The organism is Vibrio sp. Vb1755, from assembly GCF_033338635.1.
In the GTDB taxonomy this organism is placed as follows: domain Bacteria; phylum Pseudomonadota; class Gammaproteobacteria; order Enterobacterales; family Vibrionaceae; genus Vibrio; species Vibrio alginolyticus.
In genome coordinates this window covers 1-1132 of sequence record NZ_JAWOTA010000290.1, presented here as the reverse complement: position 1 = coordinate 1132, position 1132 = coordinate 1, and the positions used below count along the sequence as shown (strand labels likewise).

Annotated in this window: 1 protein-coding gene and 1 pseudogene; one reads left to right on the top strand and one right to left on the bottom strand. The window is 46.6% G+C overall.

Annotated elements, in window-relative coordinates:
- A pseudogene (locus tag R7E00_RS24620) lies at positions 1 to 218 on the top strand (NAD(P)H-dependent oxidoreductase); the annotation flags it as partial.
- A gap of 115 nt (positions 219 to 333) precedes the next feature.
- On the opposite strand, the gene R7E00_RS24615 reads toward R7E00_RS24620, so the two are convergent.
- On the bottom strand, positions 334 to 1132 hold a 799-nt coding region (locus tag R7E00_RS24615), incomplete at its 5' end, for an ATP-binding cassette domain-containing protein (RefSeq protein ID WP_318124835.1).

Here is a 1132-nt window from a genome sequence, read left to right as displayed (position 1 = left end):
TGGGTAACCTACTGCACACATTAGCGCGCCTTGGTATTGACTCCACTCCAATGGAAGGCGTTGATCCTGAGCTGATTGGCGAAGAATTTAAAGACGAGTTGGAAGGCCACGTGTGTGAAGTTGCGCTGGCGATCGGTTACCACAAAGATGGTGAAGACTACAATCACGGTTTACCTAAAGCGCGTATGGCATTGGATGATGTTATCACCACGCTATAAAAGCTGATTGAAATCATCATTGTTGAATGAACAAGCCGCATATTGATGTGCGGCTTGTTTGTTTTGAGTGTCATGTGAGTAGAGTATCGCTTTGAAGTTCAGACGTTTATATCGACTAAGCCACTTGCTCGGATTTAAAATTACCAAGCAGCGCGTCATACAACTCGTGATCACTCAACACACCAACCAACTTGTCATCTTCCACCAGCAACAGAGGCTGGTTACTGCGCTGCTTAAGCTCTATCGCTTCGCGCATGCTGATGTTCGGGCTAACCTGAACCACAGAGTTAGATTCGACATCATCGAGGTTCGATGATTCGCTCACCCACTGAATCAGTGACTGTTCAGAGTCCGACAAACTCAGACCTTTAGGCTCTTGCGTCACCCAAATTTCTTTATCAGGGCAAATAAGTACACGCTCTTCTTCACGTACCAGAGCATCACTCGACTTCATTAACGAACGACCTTTAAGCACATTCAGAGGATTCGTGTGGGCAACAAAGTCCGCCACATAATCGGTTTCTGGTGCCAGAATGATCTGCTCTGGCTTACCATGCTGAATGAGTTTACCCGATTCCATAATGGCAATGTTGTTACCAATTTTAAGTGCTTCATCTAAGTCATGACTGACGAACAAAATGGTTTTATTGAGCTTTTCTTGCAGCAGAATCAGTTCATCTTGCAGCTGCGCTCGGATCAGTGGGTCAAGTGCTGAAAACGGTTCATCCATGAGAAGAATATCTGTGTCCATCGCAAATGCGCGCGCTAAGCCCACACGCTGCTGCATACCGCCAGAAAGCTCATGCGGAAACTTACTCTCCCATTCTGACAAGCCAACCATTTCTAACTGTTCACGTGCTTTTGCACGGCGCTCTGCTTTACCGATGCCTTGCATTTCCAGGCCAAAGGCAACG